Source organism: Paramicrobacterium fandaimingii (assembly GCF_011751745.2).
Lineage (GTDB): Bacteria > Actinomycetota > Actinomycetes > Actinomycetales > Microbacteriaceae > Paramicrobacterium > Paramicrobacterium fandaimingii.
Genome location: NZ_CP061170.1, coordinates 3,148,594 through 3,163,583, shown reverse-complemented (window position 1 = coordinate 3,163,583; position 14,990 = coordinate 3,148,594). Strand labels below are relative to the sequence as shown.

General features: G+C 64.6%; 15 protein-coding genes. 9 read left to right on the top strand and 6 right to left on the bottom strand.

The window, feature by feature from the left end; genetic code table 11:
- Positions 1 to 2 precede the first annotated feature (2 nt).
- The gene (locus tag HCR84_RS15280; protein ID WP_166979625.1) at positions 3 to 578 is read left to right on the top strand and encodes a DUF5134 domain-containing protein; all 576 of its coding nucleotides are present in this window, start codon (positions 3 to 5) and stop codon (positions 576 to 578) included.
- Positions 578 to 1,552 (top strand): CopD family protein, encoded by a 975-nt coding sequence (locus HCR84_RS15275; protein WP_166979627.1) that lies wholly within the window; start codon positions 578 to 580, stop codon positions 1,550 to 1,552. The genes HCR84_RS15280 and HCR84_RS15275 overlap by 1 nt, the downstream gene beginning before the upstream one ends.
- Here the strand turns inward: HCR84_RS15275 and HCR84_RS15270 are convergent.
- The 3 genes from HCR84_RS15270 to HCR84_RS15260 form a co-directional block, all read right to left on the bottom strand.
- Positions 1,539 to 2,345, bottom strand: a complete 807-nt coding sequence (locus HCR84_RS15270) for a M56 family metallopeptidase (RefSeq protein ID WP_166979629.1) — start codon at positions 2,343 to 2,345, stop codon at positions 1,539 to 1,541. The genes HCR84_RS15275 and HCR84_RS15270 overlap by 14 nt on opposite strands.
- A 7-nt stretch (positions 2,346 to 2,352) precedes the next feature.
- The gene (locus tag HCR84_RS15265; RefSeq protein ID WP_166979631.1) at positions 2,353 to 2,736 is read right to left on the bottom strand and encodes a BlaI/MecI/CopY family transcriptional regulator; all 384 of its coding nucleotides are present in this window, start codon (positions 2,734 to 2,736) and stop codon (positions 2,353 to 2,355) included.
- Between the two features lie 121 nt (positions 2,737 to 2,857).
- Entirely contained in the window at positions 2,858 to 3,559 is a 702-nt protein-coding gene (locus HCR84_RS15260; protein WP_166979633.1) for a TetR/AcrR family transcriptional regulator, read from the bottom strand.
- Positions 3,560 to 3,696: 137 nt separating this feature from the next.
- Here HCR84_RS15260 and HCR84_RS15255 point away from each other — a divergent pair, with 137 nt between their 5' ends.
- From HCR84_RS15255 to HCR84_RS15230, 6 genes are all read left to right on the top strand, one after another.
- Positions 3,697 to 6,321, top strand: coding sequence for a beta-glucosidase family protein (locus HCR84_RS15255; protein WP_235940723.1), 2,625 nt, complete (start codon positions 3,697 to 3,699; stop codon positions 6,319 to 6,321).
- Entirely contained in the window at positions 6,318 to 7,976 is a 1,659-nt protein-coding gene (locus tag HCR84_RS15250) for an ABC transporter substrate-binding protein (RefSeq protein ID WP_235940722.1), read from the top strand. Before HCR84_RS15255 ends, HCR84_RS15250 begins: the two co-directional genes overlap by 4 nt.
- 67 nt (positions 7,977 to 8,043) lie before the next feature.
- Positions 8,044 to 9,075, top strand: coding sequence for an ABC transporter ATP-binding protein (locus HCR84_RS15245; RefSeq protein WP_166979636.1), 1,032 nt, complete (start codon positions 8,044 to 8,046; stop codon positions 9,073 to 9,075).
- Positions 9,072 to 10,052, top strand: a complete 981-nt coding sequence (locus tag HCR84_RS15240) for an ABC transporter permease (RefSeq protein WP_166979638.1) — start codon at positions 9,072 to 9,074, stop codon at positions 10,050 to 10,052. Before HCR84_RS15245 ends, HCR84_RS15240 begins: the two co-directional genes overlap by 4 nt.
- A gap of 3 nt (positions 10,053 to 10,055) precedes the next feature.
- Complete coding sequence (locus tag HCR84_RS15235; RefSeq protein WP_218043583.1) at positions 10,056 to 11,105, top strand: ABC transporter permease; 1,050 nt, start codon at positions 10,056 to 10,058, stop codon at positions 11,103 to 11,105.
- Positions 11,102 to 12,202, top strand: coding sequence for an ABC transporter ATP-binding protein (locus HCR84_RS15230; RefSeq protein WP_218043582.1), 1,101 nt, complete (start codon positions 11,102 to 11,104; stop codon positions 12,200 to 12,202). Before HCR84_RS15235 ends, HCR84_RS15230 begins: the two co-directional genes overlap by 4 nt.
- Before the next feature lie 48 nt (positions 12,203 to 12,250).
- Here the strand turns inward: HCR84_RS15230 and HCR84_RS15225 are convergent, their stop codons facing one another.
- Positions 12,251 to 13,048: an SDR family NAD(P)-dependent oxidoreductase gene (locus tag HCR84_RS15225; RefSeq protein WP_218043581.1), complete on the bottom strand. Its 798-nt coding sequence runs from the start codon at positions 13,046 to 13,048 to the stop codon at positions 12,251 to 12,253.
- 98 nt (positions 13,049 to 13,146) lie between these two features.
- Positions 13,147 to 13,479, bottom strand: coding sequence for a hypothetical protein (locus HCR84_RS15220; RefSeq protein ID WP_166979642.1), 333 nt, complete (start codon positions 13,477 to 13,479; stop codon positions 13,147 to 13,149).
- A gap of 101 nt (positions 13,480 to 13,580) precedes the next feature.
- Here HCR84_RS15220 and HCR84_RS15215 point away from each other — a divergent pair, with 101 nt between their 5' ends.
- A complete protein-coding gene (locus HCR84_RS15215) occupies positions 13,581 to 13,952 on the top strand; it encodes a VOC family protein (protein ID WP_166979643.1) in 372 nt (123 codons plus the stop codon).
- Between the two features lie 131 nt (positions 13,953 to 14,083).
- Here HCR84_RS15215 and HCR84_RS15210 read toward each other — a convergent pair whose 3' ends face one another.
- Positions 14,084 to 14,695: a YdcF family protein gene (locus HCR84_RS15210; RefSeq protein WP_166979645.1), complete on the bottom strand. Its 612-nt coding sequence runs from the start codon at positions 14,693 to 14,695 to the stop codon at positions 14,084 to 14,086.
- Positions 14,696 to 14,990: the final 295 nt, after the last annotated feature.

Sequence of the window (14,990 nt, the reverse complement as noted above, 5' to 3'; positions counted from 1 at the left end):
GCATGGTCGAGGGCGCGTGGCTTCAGTGGTCGCTCACACTCCTCTTCGCCGCGACGGCGCTGCATTCGCTGGGCCTCACGGCGGCACGTCGAAGCATCGGCCAGGGCACGGGTCACGTGCTGCACGTGATCATGAGCCTCGACATGGTCGCCATGTGCTGGCCGTGGTGGACGAGCATCCCCGCCCTTCCTCAGGCGCTCGTCTTCGGCGCCGGGAGTGCATGGTTCGCGGGGCGGGTCGTGGTGAAGTGGCGTCGTGGTGAGGCATCACCGCATTTTGCGCTGCACCAGCTGTCGCACCTCGTGATGATGCTCGTGATGGTCTGGATGGTCGTCGCCATGCGGCCGATGACTGAGCACAATGTCGACACGTCACGGGTTATGGCACACAGCCACGGGATGCTCGGGCCTGTCGCCGGACTGAGCGGCTCCGTGCTCGTCGCGCTGCTGATCGCCGGTGGGGTGCTCTTCTGCCTCACGGCCGTGCGACGAGCGGGAAGAGGGCGCCTTCATGCCTCGGCAAATGCGACGATGTGCGTGGGCATGGTCGTGATGTGCTGGCCCATGGTGGCGAGCTGATGTTCTCAATCTCGCCCGCCACCGAGACCGTTGCGCTGCTCGTTCAGGGTGCGCACACGCTCGCGCTGCTCGTGTTCGCCGGAATGGTGTTCTGCGAGGTGCTCGTGCTGGGGTCGAACGCGGCACCGCGGATGCTTCGTCGAGTTCGAACGGCCGCGGGGGCCGCCGCCGTTGTGTTCGCGCCGCTGCTCGTGATCACCCAGGCGCTGCGCGTGTCGGGCAGAGACCTCGGTGACATTGTTGACCCGGACGCGTGGGTTCAGGCGATCTGGTGGCAACTTGCGGCATCCGGTGCCCTCTCTGTCGTTGGCATCGCCCTCGCCGCAGTGATGCTGGCGGTTCGGCGTCGCCGAGGCGCACCCGTCGTGGCGGGATTCATCGCCGTGGTCGGCGCGGCTGCGGCGGCATCCGTTCCCGTTCTACTCGGGCACACGCAGAGCGTCGAGCCGCTCTGGCTGATTCAGACGGTTGACGTCGTGCATTTGGTGGCCGCCGCGTTTTGGGTAGGAGGCACGAGCGCGCTCGCGCTGTACTACGCCGGTGCGCGCGCGGGGGAGCCCGGTGACACAGCGATGGCGGCCGCGCGCGTGACGGCGCGATTCTCGAGCGTTGCGCTCGTGACGGTGATCGTTCTTGCAGCAGCCGGCGGTGCCCTGGCCGTGCTCGTGTTCGACGAGCCAGATGCGCTCGTCACGACGGCATACGGGCGCATTCTCGTTGTGAAGACGGTGCTCGTGCTCTGTGTCGGCGTCGCTGCGGCGTGGAACCGAGGTCAGCTGATGCCGCTCATCTCGCGGCAGGCTAACGACACGGCAGCGTGGAGCGCACTTCGGTACGCGGTGCTGATCGAGGCTGCGCTGCTTGTTGTCGTCGTGGTGATCAGTGGTCTTCTCTCGAACGCTGATCCGCATGCACATGCGGGAATGGATGCCGCTGCCACCGCCGCGACGTCGGCGCTCGTCAGAGGCGAATAGCCACGGGCACCCGCCGCGAGCGCGCTCGCGGCCACCGGCGTGTTGTGAGGCGCTCGGCGCGCAGGTGCAGCCCGGCGTCTCCCGAGAGGTCTCCGATTGCCGCGAGGGCGTTGGCGAGGTGCACGGGGCCCGCCTGCTTGGCTGCGGAATCGTCGGCTATGAGCTCCAAGAGGAGTGTCGTCGCGCGCTCAAAATCGCGGCCCGCGCGCAGCCGAGGCGGAAGGCACGCCGCGTTGATGCGGACGACGCTCTTCAGCAGATGATGGCGACCGCGAAGGTGGGCGTATTCGTGCGCGAGCACCGCCTGCAGCTGAGGGCGCGTCAACGCCGTTTCGAGCCGCGAGGGAATGATGATTGCCGGGTCGCGGCCCGGAAGCGAGCACGCGACGACGTCATTGCTCGCGATGTGCGCGAGCGTGAGATCTCGGCGCTCGTCAACGGAGCCGCTTGCGGGCACGACATCGCGCAGTCTTACTCTCGATTCATGCACGATGGGCTCTGTCGTCGTGACGATCAGCGCACTTGCGGCGCCGACGATGCCGAGGCCGAGCCAGGAGGCGACAGTGAGCGCGATCGCCGTTGCGCCATCCGACGCATCCCCGGCCATGAGCCCACCGACGACAGCCGCGCCGATGGAAGCGAGGGCGCTCGCGCAGCCGAGCGCGCAGGCAGAGAACCACATCAACAGAGCTGTGCGCGGGTGATGCACCGCCCACGGCCCAGCCTTGAGCACAGTGGGCGTGACGACAATGAGCACGAGGGCAGCCGCGAGCAGAGCAGCGGAGAGCAGCATCCGTCGGCTACTTTCCGTGCTTTCGGCGCGGCGAATCGATGGCGGCGCGCAGCACAGCGAGATCGTCGTCGTCAAGGTCTCCCGTGAACTTGAGAAGCGCCGCGCGACGGTCGCCGACGTCGGCGAGAGCCGTGTGCATCGAGTGGCTTGCCTGCTCGGGCTCAGAGCGCACGGGAGCAAAGCGCACCTTGCGAGGAGACTCGGCGATGCGGCTGACGAGATGCTTCGCCTCGAGGCGATCGAGCGTCGTGAGCACTGTCGTGTAGGCGGGGGCGCGGCCGCTCAGCGATTCTTGGATGTCGCGTGCGCTGAGGGCTGTCTCGCTTGACCAGAGCACCGCCATGATGGCGCGCTCGAGCTCACCGCGCTCGCGTGTTCGTGCACCTGCCACCGGGGATCCTCCGGTTCAATGGTATCGCTGGGCGCACTCTCCGGGCGCGGGGCAGTGTGCGCAAACGAGGAAACTGTGCTGAGACGAGGACGTTCTCTCGAAAAACGTCCTCGTCTCAGCACTATGCCCTCGTCTCGGCACGACCGGGCGCCAAATGCGATGCGCGGTCAACGGCGGATGGTGCCGGCGTGCCCGTGGAGAGGCGCTCGATGAGCTCGTCGAGAATCATCGCGACGGTACGCGGCATATCGACAGCATCCGGTTCAAGCAGCCATTGCACCTGAAGGCCGTCCATCACGGCGATCACCGCGTTTGCGGCATCCTTCACCTCGTCGTCTATCTCGCGCCCGGCGACTCCCGCGATGACGCCTGCGATCTTGCGGCGCAGCCCGGCGAACCGGCCGCGAAAGTACTCCTGTGCCGGGTGGCGGTCGGTGACCGACTCTGCGGAGAGCACGGCGTAGGTCTGCACAACGCCAGGGCGTGACATGTTCTCGATGACGGTCTCGAGCATGTGCTCGAGAAACGCAGGGCCTTCCACCTGGGCGCGGGCCTCGACTCCGCTCGTCTCTTCGCCGTCACGGTATTTGAGCACGGCGACGAGCAGGCCCTCCTTCGATCCGAAGTGGTGCAGAACGCCCGCGTGGGTCATGCCAGCCTGCTCGGCGATCTCGGCGAGAGCGGCGTTGTTATAGCCGCGCGTGCCGAACACCGACAGCGCAGCTTTGAGGATGCCTTCACGCTTCGCCGCCGTGCGTGCCTGCGGTTTCGCTACGCGCGCCGCGGCGGGCACGATGCGGCCATCATCGGTCTTGCTCCCCATGCGAAGTTCCTCTCATCGCTCACATTAACGTACAGCGCTGTTACCAAAATGTGACAGAAAAAGCTTACTAACTTGTTTGTAAGTATTGCTACAGTCTCCCCTACGAGTCAACATCGGTTCCTCAGAGTGGAGAGAACGTGAGCATTGCCCCCACCGCGGCTGGCGGCCAAACGGATGCCAGCGCCGAAGCGCCAGACAACGAGCATCAGCCCATCGGGTCGGATGCCGAGCTGCGGCAGCGTCTTCGCGCCGTGCCGCTGGAACAGCGTATTCGGCTGCTGACGGGAGCGACGCCCTGGGCACTCCACGAGGTTGCAGAACTCGACCTCGGCGCGATTGTCGTTTCCGACGGCCCCATCGGTGTGCGCGGGGTTGACGAAGAACTCACGCCATCGGCCCAGCTGCCGAGCCCCTCGGCGCTCGCCGCGACGTGGAACCCGCAGCTCGCTGCCGACCTCGGCGCACTCGTCGCGCGTGAAGCCAAACGCAAGAACGTCGACGTCGTGCTCGCTCCCGTCGTCAATCTGCAGCGCACACCCGTCGGTGGGCGGCACTTCGAGTGCTTCTCGGAAGACCCGCTGCTCACGACCGCACTCGCCACGCCGTACATCGACGCCATTCAGCGCAACGGTGTCGCAGCCTGCGTCAAGCACTACGTCGGCAACGAGTCCGAGACCGACAGAACGAGCTACATCGCCCGCATCGACGAGCGCGCACTCCGCGAGGTGTATCTCGCACCGTTCGAGGCACTCGTGCGTGACGTGGGCGTGTGGTGCGTCATGGCGGCGTACAACCGCATCGATGACGGCACAGAATCGAACCTCGCAACGGAGCATGCACACCTGCTCGTCGACGTGCTGAAGAACGAGTGGGGATTCGACGGCGTTGTCGTGAGCGATTGGCTTGCCACGCAGTCCACCGTCGCGAGCGCAAACGCGGGCCTTGACCTCGTGATGCCGGGGCCAGGCGGGCCGTGGGAGCAGAACCTTCTCGACGCTGTGCGCAGCGGCCAGGTGAGCGAAGACACAATCGACGACAAGATCGAGCGGATGCTGCGGCTCGCCGAGCGCGTCGGGGCCATCGGACGCGAGGCATCCGTTCCCCCTGGCGTCGACGTGCCGCGTGACGGCGTCGACCCCGACACCCACTCGGCCGAGGCAACCCGAGCGCTGCTTCGCGAAGCCGTCGCACGTTCGATCGTCGTGCTGCGCAATGACGGAGTGCTGCCGCTCGCCACAGACAGCAGCGCAGGCACGAGCACAGACGGCGCCGCGCCACGCCGCATCGCTCTTCTGGGCCCGAACGTCGTCGACCCGTTCATTCAGGGAGGCGGCAGTGCATTCGTTCATGCGCCATACGCGACGCACCCCGCAGACGCCGTGCGCGCTGCCTTCCCCGCGGCCCAGCTCACCGTCTCGCGTGGCGGCTCGGCGCGAGCGCACGCACCGGGCATCGACCCGGCCCTCGTCGAGACGCCAGACGGCGAACCCGGCTACGAGCTCACACTTCTCGACGACCACGGCTCTCCGCTCGGAGATTCGGTCGTTGCACCGGGCGGCGAGGCCTGGAACCGCCACGTCGACAGCCGCGCGCGCAGTGCGCGGGTTCGGGCACGCGTGCGACTCGCGGCAGGAACGCACCGCATTGACGTGGGTACCTGCGGCGCCCACAGCATCCGGTTCAATGACGAGATTGTGTCGGAGTCTGATGTGCTCGCCGGGTCAGAGGTGATTCTCAATTCGAGCGCCAACAACCCAGACGGCCCTGCGCGCCTGTTTGCACGCGACGTGCCGTTCGATGTGCACATCGACGCGCGCCTTCAGGTTGTGCACGCCGACGGCTACGGCACCTTCGTGCGCTTTGCGCTGCGGCACGAGCCCGATGCCCTTTCACTCGAGGAGGAGATCGCGGATGCCGTCGCGGCAGCGAGCGACTCCGATGTCGCCCTCGTGATCGTCGGCACGAACGAAGAGACCGAGTCCGAAGGCTGGGATCGGCAGAACATCGATCTGCCCGGACGGCAGGACGACATGGTGCGTGCCGTCGCAGCGACAGGGACCCCCACCATCGTGATCGTGAACGCGGGCGGCCCCGTGCTGCTGCCGTGGATCGATGACGTGTCAGCCGTTCTGTGGTGGTGGCTGCCGGGGCAAGAGGGCGGCACCGGCCTCGTCGACGCGCTCACCGGCCGCACCGAGCCCGCCGGGCGGCTGCCGTGGACGCTGCCCGCCCGTCTCGACGACTGCCCTGTTCCGAACGCGGTGCCGATTGACGGCATCGTCGACTACGCCGAGGGCGTGCACGTCGGCTATCGCGGCTGGCTCGCCGGCAGCGCCACGCCGGCCCGCGAGTTCGGCTTCGGGCTTGGCTACGGAACGTGGCGTTACAGCGCCGTGCGCGAGATCGAGAGCGCAGACGGCGACGTGCGCATCGAGGTTGAGCTGCAGAATATCGGCGACCGGTCGTCGTGCGAGACGGTTCAGGCGTATATCGAGGATGCCTCGGGCGACCCCTCGCGCCCTGTGCGGTGGCTTGGCGGCTTCGCGCAGACGACCGTCGCCGCCGGAGCAACAGGCATCGTCGACGTGAGGCTGCCGCGCCGCGTGTTCGAGACGTGGAATGTCGCAACGTCGTCATGGGAGCATCCGCTCGGCCCCTATCGCATTCGTGTCGGCAGCTCGAGCACAAACCTTCCACTCGAAATCACCCTCACAAAACCCCACCGCCCACTCGGGCGCAATGTGCAAGGAGGCACACAGTGAAGAAAGGAATGATGGCCAAACTGGCCGTCGGGGCAGCAGCATTCGCCCTGGTACTCACCGGCTGCAGCGGTTCGGGAGGCGACGATGGGGGCGGTGCCGAGCACCCCCTGACCATCGGCATGCCGAATGGTCCGCAGACAGACAACAACAACCCGTTCATCGCCACATCCGCGGCATCCAGTCTCGGTTATACCTGGCTCATGTACGAGCCGCTCGCTCAGTGGAACCCGACGGATCCCGCAACAGAGCCAGAACCATGGCTCGCGAAGTCGTGGGAGTGGAACGACGACTACACGTCGGTATCCATCACCCCTCGCGACGACGTCACCTGGTCTGATGGCGAGAAGATGACCGTCGACGACGTCGCATACACGTTCAATCTTGTGAAAGACACCGAGGGCTTCAACGCGAATGCCATCGGGTACAAAGACATCTCCGTCGACGGCGACTCGGTCACCGTCACGTTCGATTCGTCGCAGCTGCTCAACAAGACGAAGGTGCTCGGCACGTTCATCGTTCCCGAGCACATCTGGTCGAAGATGGATGACCCGACGAAAGACACGAACAAGGACCCAGTGGGAACCGGGCCGTACACGTTGACGTCGTGGACCCAGCAGGTGATCTCCTTTGAGCCGAACGACGATTACTGGGGCGGTCAACCTCCTGTGCCCGAGATTCGGTACACCTCCTACACCGATAACAATGCTCAGCTGACGGCGCTGCTCTCTGGCTCGGCCCAGTGGAGCTACGTGTTCATTCCCGACATGGAGAAGACCTACATCTCGAAGTCCGATACCAACAAGGCATATATGCCCACGGGCCTCGGCATCGACGCGCTGTTCCTCAACACGCAGGAAGCGCCATTCAACAACGTGGCAATGCGCAAGGCGGCGAACATGGTGATTGACCGAGGTGCCGTGCACAAGCAGGGCTACTCCGGGTTCAAAGGTCTCGTTGACACCGTCACCGGATTGCCCTCGCCCGCCGGTGACGCATTCACAGCCGAGAAGTACAAGGGCAAGACGCAGAAGGTCGACGTCGATGGAGCCAAGAGCGTGCTCGAGGATGCCGGTTACACCTGGGACTCGAACGACAAGCTCCTTGACCCTGACGGTAACGCCGTGACCGTTGAATTCATCGACCCGGCCGGCTGGTCTGACTACCTCGCCAGCCTGCAGATCATGGCAGACAACCTGTCGCAGATCGGTGTCGACGCAACAGTCGAGACCCCCACCGTCGACGCGTGGACGAGCGCGCTCGCCGAGGGCGACTTCCAGGCATCGCTGCACTGGACGAACACCGGGGCAACCCCGTGGGACATCTACTCGAACATCATGGACGGAGCTCAGCTCAAGCCGATCGGCGAGGGCGCATCGTGGAACTTCGGCCGGTTCGAGAACGACGAAGTCACGCAGCTCCTCGCCGATTACGCTGTGACGCCAGACGAGGACGCACGCCAGAAGATGATGGACCGCATTCAAGAGATCTTCGTCGAAGAAGTGCCCGCGATTCCGATGGCCGCCGGCCCGATCGGCGCGGAGTACAGCACGAAGTACTGGACGGGATTCCCGAGTGAAGACGACCCGTATGCCGTGCCGCAGCCGACGCAGCCCAGCATCTCGATGATCGTGATGAAGCTCACACCGGCGAAGTAGCACCCTGCCGGGGCGGGTTCGCGCCCGCCCCGGCTGCTGCTTCACGCACACAAGGAAGGCAGGAACGATGAGTGACGAGCCACTTCTCGCCGCGAGGGACCTCACAAAGCATTTCCCCGTGAAGGGGGCGGGACGTCGTGTGGTTCACGCTGTCGACGGAATCGACATCGAGCTTCACGCAGGCGAAGTGGTAGCGCTCGTCGGCGAATCGGGCTCGGGCAAATCGACGGTCGCCCGTCTGCTCGCCAAGCTCATGCCGAACACAGCTGGTGACGTGCTGTTCGACGGACGCCGGGTCACCGCTCGGTTCGGCCGCAAGTTTCGGGCGTACTGCCGCCGCGTGCAGATGATTCTGCAAGACCCGTTCGCATCGCTCAATCCCATTCACCGCGTGCGCTATGTGCTCACACGCTCTCTCACCATCCATCGAGGGCGCATGACGACAGACGAGAGGGAGCGGATGCTCCGTGAGCTGCTCGAGCGCGTCGACCTGACTCCTCCCGAGCGCTACCTCGAGAAGTTCCCCCACGAACTCTCGGGAGGTCAGCGTCAGCGCGTCGCCATCGCCCGTGCTCTCGGAGCGGATCCCGAGGTGCTACTTGCAGACGAGCCCGTTTCGATGCTCGACGTGTCGATTCGCATCGGCGTTCTCAACCTGCTGCGCGACCTCAAAGACCGCTTCCACCTCGCTGTTCTCTATATCACTCACGACATCGCGTCTGCCCGGTACTTCGCCGATCGCACGCTCGTGATGTACGCGGGGCAGATCGTCGAGCGTGGTCCGAGCGAGGCTGTCACGCAGCATCCTCGACACCCGTATACCCAGCTGCTCATTGCCTCTGCGCCCGACGCCGACCGGCTCGAAGAGCTCGAGAAGACCGAAGCGACGGGGGAGCCACCGAGCCTCATCAGCCCGCCGACCGGATGCCGGTTTCATCCACGCTGCCCGTTTGCCATGGAGCGCTGCCGCACAGACGCACCGCCCATGTTCGCCGGTGACGACGGCCAGGAGTCGGCGTGCTGGCTCTATGCAGATGACGCCGCGGCCGAACGCGAAGCCGCGTTCGGGGCCAAGGAGCCAGGGGCGGCACAAGCATGAAGTATTTTCTGCGCCGACTCGGCTTCTATCTGTTCACAGCGTGGGCGGCCGTCACACTCAACTTCTTCATTCCCCGCATGTTGCCTGGCGACCCCGTGCAGTCCCTGATCAACAAATTTCAGGGGCGACTCAACACGGATGCTGTCGAATCGCTGTATGTGCTGTTCGGCCTCGATGAGAATCGCACCCTGTGGGAGGACTACGTCGCCTACCTGAACAATCTGTTCCACGGCGATCTCGGCATCTCGTTCACGTACTTTCCCACCCCCGTGAGTCAGATTCTCACGCAGTCGCTCCCGTGGACGATCGCGCTCGTCGGGCTCTCGACGATCATCGGCTTTCTTCTCGGCACTCTCGCGGGTGTCGGGCTCGGCTGGCGACGCGGCACCTGGGCAGACAACCTGCTGCCGATCGCCAACTTCTTCTCTGCCATTCCCTACTTCTGGCTCGGCATCATCGCAATCGCCCTGTTCGCCGTGACGTGGCCGGTCTTCCCCGCTGCGGGCGGCTACGACCCCGGCACGCTGCCCGGGTGGAACATGGAGTTCATCGGCGGGGCGATCTACCACGGCATCCTCCCCGCCCTGACCATCATCATCAGCTCGATCTCTGGATGGATTCTCGGCATGCGCAACATGATGGTGACGGTGTCGAGCGAAGACTACGTCACCGTCGCTCAAGCGAAGGGTATTCCCGAGCGAAAGGTGATGTTCGGCTATGCCGCGCGCAACGCCGTGCTGCCGAGCATCTCCGGGTTCGCGCTGTCGCTCGGCTTCATCGTCGGAGGCACGCTCGTCGCCGAAATGGTGTTCAGTTACCCCGGCATCGGCTACATGCTCTTTCAGGCAATCGGCTCGAAGGACTACCCGCTCATGCAGGGGGCGTTCCTTGTCGTCACGATCTCGGTGCTTGTCGCGAGCATGCTCGCCGACTTCGTCTATGCATTCCTTGACCCGCGCACGAGAGTGGAGGGCTGATCGATGTCCGTACAGGCAGATCCCATTGGTCTCACCGATGTAGCGCCCGCAGAGAAAGCTGCGGCGAAGGGCAAACGCTCGCTCGGCATTCTGCAGAATCGCAAGGCTCTCATCGGGCTCATCATGCTCGCGTTCTTTCTCGTGCTCGCCGTGATCGGGCCCTGGATTGCCCCGCACGACCCCAACGCCGTCACACAAGACTCACTGCAGCCACCGAGCGCAGACCACTGGCTCGGCACAACGAACACGGGGCAGGACATCTTCTCGCAGCTGCTCGTCGGCACGCGTGGCGTCATGCTCGTCGGTCTGCTTGCCGGCGTGCTCGCCACGGCGATCTCGGTGATCGTCGGCGTGACGGCCGGTTTCATCGGCGGGCTGGGCGACGAGCTGCTTTCACTGCTCGCCAACGTCTTCCTGATCATCCCGGCGCTGCCGCTGATCATTATCGTTGCCGCTCTCGTGCCGTCGGCAGGCGGAGTGACAATCGCGCTCATCATCGCGCTCACCGGGTGGGCGTGGGGTTCGCGCGTGCTTCGAGCGCAGACGCTCTCGATTCGGGGGCGTGACTTCGTCGAGGCGGCTCGCGCCAACGGCGAACCGATGTGGCGCATCATCTTCTTCGAGATCATGCCAAACCTCACGGCGATCATCGCCTCGGGTTTCATCGGAACGGCGATCTTCGCCATTCTCTCCGAGGTGACGCTCGCATTCATTGGTGTCACGAGCATCTCCGAGTGGAACTGGGGAACCATCCTGTTCTGGGCGCAGTCGAGCCAGGCGCTCGTGCTCGGCGCATGGTGGTGGTTCGTGCCCGCGGGGCTGTGCATCGCCGCCGTCGGCACATCGCTCACGCTCATCAACTTCGGCATCGACGAGTTCGTCAACCCGCGGCTGCGCAACACGGCGGCCTCGGCCGCTCTGCTGCGCAAGAAGAAGATCAGGGCGCGCATCGGCTTCACGCCGGTCTACCATGGCGGCGAGCCGCAGCATCCGAAAACCACTGTCGCCCGCTCGGGCGCGAACGCAGAGACAGCAGAGGAGGTCACCGCGTGACCATCACCACACCGCAGCGCACGCAGGCCGAGCCGCTGCTTGAGATCCGCAACCTCTCTGTCGACTATGGGTACGACGATGACGCGGTGCGCGCACTGTCGAACGTGAACCTGACGCTGCACCGGGGCGAGATCCTCGGGCTCGCCGGCGAGAGTGGATGCGGCAAGTCGACGCTCGCCTACGCGGCGACAAGGCTGCTGCCTCCACCCGGCGTGATCACCGGGGGAGAGGTGATGTTCACCAGCTCACGCAGCCGCGAGTCAGGCGACCTGCTGCGCATGAGCGAGAAGCAGCTGCGGGCGCAGCGCTGGCGCGACACGGCGATTGTCTTCCAGGGGTCGATGAACGCGCTCAATCCCGTTTACCGCGTGGGCAAACAGCTGATCGACGGCATCGCCGCGCACGAGAAGATGTCGCGCTCGGCGATGCGCGAGCGGGCCGCCGAGCTGCTCACGATGGTGGGGATCTCGACCGACAGGCTCGACAGCTATCCGCACCAGCTCTCCGGCGGCATGCGTCAGCGTGTGATGATCGCGATGGCGCTGGCTCTCGAGCCTGAGCTGGTGATCATGGACGAGCCGACGACAGCGCTCGACGTGGTGATGCAGCGGCAGATCGTTGAACAGATCATCGAGCTGAAAGACAAGCTGGGCTTCTCGGTGATCTTCATCACGCACGACGTGTCGCTGCTCATCGAGCTGGCCGACCGCATCGCGATCATGTATGCGGGCGAGATCGTCGAAGATGCCGGAAGCCGCGAGGTCTACCACGAGCCGCGGCACCCGTACACGGCTGGACTGCTGCACTCGTTCCCGCCGCTGCGGGGGCCAAAGCGTGAGCTCGGCGGCATTCCCGGGTCGCCGCCGGATCTGCTGTCGTTGCCGAGCGGATGCCGCTTTCGAACGCGGTGCCCGTATGCGGTCGACGCGTGCGCGCAGCTCGTGCCGGAGCTCGGCGGCACGGTGTTCGGCGATGACGAGCCGCACCGCAGTGTGGCGTGTCATCTGCACGACCCCGCTGTCGAGACTCCGCCTGTGCCGTCGGAGCTCGCAGTGCGTCCGGAGGGCCGTCGTCTGCTTGGCGTCGCCCCGCGCTAGGTGTCACTATTCCCGATCGCTCGCATCTGAGCCGTTGCGCACACGGCGTCACCACGGCACGTGCGCTGTCGCATCTCCGTTATCGTCGCCGAGGAAGCATCCGGTTGGGCCATCTGTCGCGAGCGCAAGTTTGACCGGAACCCGCGCTCCATCAGCCGCGGATCGGATGCCGCGTGGATACGGAGAGTCCCGGTTCAAATCGCTCGCTACAAGTCCCGGATTTGCTGCATTGACTCTGGTTCCGTCCGGTGCGAGAGCTCGTGCAAACAGCAGAGTGACGGCATTCAGCGCGGCTTTGGAAGAGCTGTATGCCAGCAGACCGCGCTGCGCGACGGGGTGGTCGGCGTTCCCAAGTAGAGTCAACGATCCGAGGGGGCTGGACAGATTGACAACTCGGGCGGACGGCGCGCGGCGCAGCAGCGGGGCGAACGCGTGCAGCATTTCTGCAGCGCCGAAAACGTTAACCTCGTATGCATCGCGCATCTGCTCCACAGTGACGTCGGGTACGGGTATGCCCCATTCGACAACGATTCCCGCGTTATTTACGAGCGCGTCCACGTGGCCATGCTCTGCCTCGATGTGCTCCGCTGCGGAGCGGACATCGCCAGGGCGGGTCACGTCGAGAGTCATAGGGCGTGCGTCTGACCCTTCGGCGCACAACGCATCAGCTGTTCGACGGGCAGCGTGAGGATCGCGGGCCCCGACGTAGGTGATCATCCCTGCGGCTGCGAGTTGGCGGGCGATCTCGGTACCGATGCCTCGTGCTGCGCCGGTCACAAGAGCCACCTCTCCGGCGCGGGAAGTGTGCGGCGAGTGAGGTCGGATGCTTGAGAATGTATCGTTCACGGGTTCACTCCTCGTGGTGGGCGGACAGTGCTGAGTCGTCGTGCCCGCCCAATACCCGAGCCAACGAGACAATAACGGTAACACTCGGTAATCCGCGCCTACAAGCGTGCCGACGATCTGCGTGCTCCACCGAGCTGTGCAAGCGCCTCGTTCGCCGCGCCTGCAGCTCGGGCGACGAAGAGGGGTGGATCGACGATCTCGGCTAACCAGTGCCGAGACGAGGGTACTGTGCCGGGGCGAGGGCGTTCTGGCGAAAACGTCCTCGTGCGGGCACTCTGCCCTCGTGCCGGCACGTTGTCATTGCGTCCCGAGTCGTAAGACGTCTCTGTGCCGTCGCCGAGTCGCACGGCATGGTCGACGATCGTCATCCGACCGCGGTACGACACCGTTCGTGACAGCGTCGTCCATTCCGTTTCTGTGCTCGTTCCCATGCGAACCACACTACGGAACTGCGAGACGTTGCCTTGTGCTGCGTTCTCTGGCAGCCGAGCAATCCGTCGGGCAAGGTCACTGGTGCGGTAGCCTCGCGTGCATGGACACCGGAATTCGGTACAGCACGACGACGCTTGCCTGTCCCGACCCGCTCGCGCTCGCCGACTTCTACGCAAAACTCACGGGAGGCGAGGTCACGTTCGCTGCCGAGCGCGATAGCGCATCGATGAGAAGCGCCCGTGGACGACTGGACTTCATGTGGGTGCCCGACTACCGGGAGCCGCAATGGCCCGAAGATTCGTCGTTGCTCCACCTTGATTTCTTCGTGACCGACCTCGCGACCTCAGCCGAGTGGGCGATCCGCTGCGGCGCGCGACAATACGATTTCCAGCCGAACGCCGGTCGATGTCTCGTCTTCGCCGACCCGGCAGGGCATCCCTTCTGCCTGACCACGGTCGACGATCTCGGCTGAACGTCCCACACCCGTGACGATGATCTTCGACGCCATTCTCTCGAGACAATGCGACGCGGCGCGTTCCGCGGGTGGCCGCCGGAACCTTATGGATGCCGCGGCCATTCGCGTACCGCGGAATGAAACGCAGCTTAGTCCTGCGTACGTGTCCATCCGCTGTTCGTCCGAGTGAGGAGATCTGTTCCCTCGTCCCTGAGCGAACGCAGGTATTGCGTCTCTCGATCGACGCGTTCCAGGCATGACGTTTGCCAGGTCGAACGGGAGAGTGTCGACCGGGAGTCCAGGTCGAAAGGCTCGTAGTCGGCTGCATAGATGCGCTCGAGAGAAGGGATCTGCTGAGCGAGCGTAATGAGTGCGCGTCGGTGAAACCACTTTACGACGGCAATAACGGAACGGATCGATCCAAGCTGGTTGAGTAGAGGAAGGGCGTGAGCTACATTCTCCCCGGTATGGCGGGAGGTCTCTTCACTGAGAATGTCATCACCGGGAACTGCGGCAGTCCGAAGCAGGTCATAATGAATGCGTGATTCTGCCAATCCGCGAGGGTGTCGTGAAGGGCCTCCCGTGAGCACTATCTTCGGGGCCATTCCTTTGAGATACAGCGACGCGGCAACTTCCGCGGGGGACCAATACCGAGTGCCGAACACGAAGATGACGTCGGCAGAACGTATCTCTCCGGCGCGCGCGTCGACAAACCCTGGGATTGCAGTTCCGACAGACTCCATCGACTGCAATGATGTCACGTGAACGATAGTGATGTCATCACAAAAGATCAGTTCTGTCGATTCGACAGTGCCGAGACGAGGGCACTGTGCTGGCGCGAGGATGCTTTGGCGAAAACGTCCTCCTACCAGCACACTATCCTCGTGTCGGCACCACGAGTGTCGGCGAAAACGTCAACGCCGGAGCCGCGAACATCGGCGTGAAATCGTGCTTGGTAGTGTGACGGATATGATCGCTGCAGTTCGTTACAACTCGATGACGTTGGCACGCCCCGAGCCGCACACCCTCGCAGCTCTCACAGGAGACAAAGCGCCA